Raw genomic sequence first — 2,464 nt, forward strand, 5'->3', positions numbered from 1 at the left:
CGCTCGAAGCAGATCGACGACGCGGCACTGAGCGACCTGAAGGTTGGCCGAGCCCCGGGCAGCCGGGACCTGTTTGACGACGTGCCTGAATACCTTGCGGCAGCCGGCCGGGCGTTGCAGACGGGGCAGCGATCCGGGAGACCGGCGCGCTGCCCCCGTTGCTGTTTCCGCGGTTCTGGACAGCAGGGCCGTCTCCCATCAGTGAGTTGGATCCCGGCCCGTCGCCAGGCCCTGCCCAGGACTGGACCGCCAAGGGCGAACCGGTCACAACACCGGGTGGCCAATCTCCCTCCCAATGGTTAGTGAATGTTTTCACTAACCTGGTTTTTCCGCGTAGAATCGGCCATATGTCAATCATCGAAAGCTCCCAGAAGCGTCCACGCATTCTCGTTGTCGGCGGCGGCTATGTCGGTCTGTACGTCGCGAAGAAGCTCCAGAAGAAGGTCAAGGCCCACGGCGGCATCGTGACCGTGGTGGACCCCAACCCCTACATGACTTACCTTCCGTTCCTGCCCGAGGTGGCCGGCGGCGGCATCGAACCACGCCACATCGTGGTCTCGCACCGCCAGCACCTGAAGGACTCGGAACTGATCAACGGTCGGGTCACCAGCATCGACCACGCCAGCAAGAAGGCCGTCATCGACCCGGTCAACGGCGAAAGCTTCGAACTGGAATACACCGACGTGGTGATGAGCGCCGGTTCGGTCACCCGTACCTTCCCCATCCCGGGCCTGGCCGAAGAGGCATCGCTGAAGACCATCGAGGAAGCCACCGCGCTGCGCAACCAGGTTTCCGAGCGCATCGAATCGGCCTCCAACATGACCGACCCGGCCCAGCGCAAGCGTGCGCTGACCTTCGTGGTCGTCGGCGGCGGCTTCGCCGGCATCGAGACGATCACCGAAATCGAGGACATGGCCCGCTACGCCATCTCCCTGAACGACCGCATCGGCCAGGACGAAGCCCGCTTCGTGCTGATCGAGGCCATGGGCCGCATCATGCCCGAGGTCACCGAGGACCAGGCCGTCTGGGTTGTCGAGCACCTGCGCAGCCGCGGCATCGAGGTGCTGCTGAACACCTCGCTGGCCGACGCCACCGATGGCACCTTGAAGCTGATCAACATGGGCGACAAGTCCCCGGCCGGCGAATTCGACGCCGACACCCTGATCTGGTGCGCCGGCGTGATGGCCAACCCGATGGTTCGCTCCACCGACTTCCAGATCGAACAGCGCGGCCGCATCGAGACCCGCACCGACCTGCGCATCAAGGACGCCAACGGCGACCCGGTGGAGGGCGCCTGGGCGGCCGGTGACGTCTCGGCCGTGCCGGATGTGACCGGCGGGTTGCCCGACGGCACCTGTGTGCCCAACGCACAGCACGCCGTGCGCCAGGCCAAGCTGTTGGCCAAGAACCTGTACGCCGCCCGCTACGGCGTGGGCACCATCAAGGAGTACAAGCACAAGAACCTTGGTGCCGTTGCCGGTTTCGGCCGCAACAAGGGCGTGGCCCGCATCAAGTCGATCAAGCTGCGCGGCTGGCTGGCCTGGATGGCGCACCGCGGCTACCACGCATGGCCATGCGACCTTCGAGCGCAAGTTCCGCGTGCTCGGCGACTGGATGGTTGCCCTGTTCTTCAACCGCGATTCGCTGCAGCTGAACAACATGCAGAATCCGCGCAAGGCCTTCGAGGAGTCGGCCAAGCCGAAGAAGTAGCCTGTCGGCCGAAGAAGGCTGCATCAAGCGATGATTGACCCGACGGTGGGCCGACGCCACAGGCGCCGGCCCACCGATCCTTGCCGTTCGGGCGAAATTTCAGAAAATGGGAAAACATCGCGTAGGCTTTTTCAAGCTGGCCCCTATGGTGGAATTGGCATACACGGCTGACTTAAAATCAGCTGCCGCAAGGCTTGTGGGTTCGAGTCCCACTGGGGGCACCAAAAGATACGCCGCTACATCCCCGGTTTTCGCGGGGTGGTAGCGGCGTTGTTGTTTTCTGTGGCAGGTTCGGGAGCATGCCGGTGCACGCTGCCAGGTACTTCGATCCGGCAGCCCGAGCCTCTGCGGCCGGGGCTGTGTTGGTGATGGGCTAGAAGTCCTGTGCCTTGGCCCATGTCGTCCTGTCATAGTGGGCCCGGTGTTGACCTCTGCCGGTGGCCACCTCAACGGTCTTCAGCTCAGGGTTGGCAGGTGCCAGGTTATCCATGAAATCCCGCGCAATGTCCTCAAGGATCGCACTTGCCGCTGGTCCCGGCCACGCGGCGAAGACCGCCGCGTCCTCCACGCGAATCCGCAGCGTTCCAGGCTCACCTGCGGACCAGGAGTCAACGAAATAGTGCGGGATGGTGATCGCATCAGGCACCGGGCCCGGTGAGCCTCGATCCACTGCCGGCCCATCCGGTTCGCCCAGCGCTGCGGATCCGTTGCCGCCTGCGGGACCTGCCAGGCAATGCACTGCTTGTCCCACGCG

The 2,464-nt window shown here is 64.4% G+C and carries 2 protein-coding genes, 1 tRNA gene and 1 pseudogene; 3 read left to right on the forward strand and 1 reads right to left on the reverse strand.

Going from position 1 to position 2,464, the window contains the following annotated elements:
- From JCM19049_RS20580 to JCM19049_RS11740, 3 genes and pseudogenes are all read left to right on the forward strand, one after another.
- Positions 1-303: hypothetical protein (locus tag JCM19049_RS20580; protein WP_279403079.1), on the forward strand; the 303-nt coding region annotated here is incomplete at its 5' end.
- Between the two features lie 44 nt (positions 304-347).
- Positions 348-1,710, forward strand: a pseudogene (locus JCM19049_RS11735) (NAD(P)/FAD-dependent oxidoreductase).
- A 139-nt stretch (positions 1,711-1,849) separates the two neighbouring features.
- Positions 1,850-1,934: transfer RNA gene (locus JCM19049_RS11740), tRNA-Leu, on the forward strand.
- 149 nt (positions 1,935-2,083) lie between these two features.
- Here JCM19049_RS11740 and JCM19049_RS11745 read toward each other — a convergent pair.
- Positions 2,084-2,464 (reverse strand): hypothetical protein (locus tag JCM19049_RS11745; RefSeq protein WP_279403080.1); only part of this gene is annotated, 381 nt, incomplete at its 5' end.

The organism is Arthrobacter sp. JCM 19049 (genome assembly GCF_001310435.1).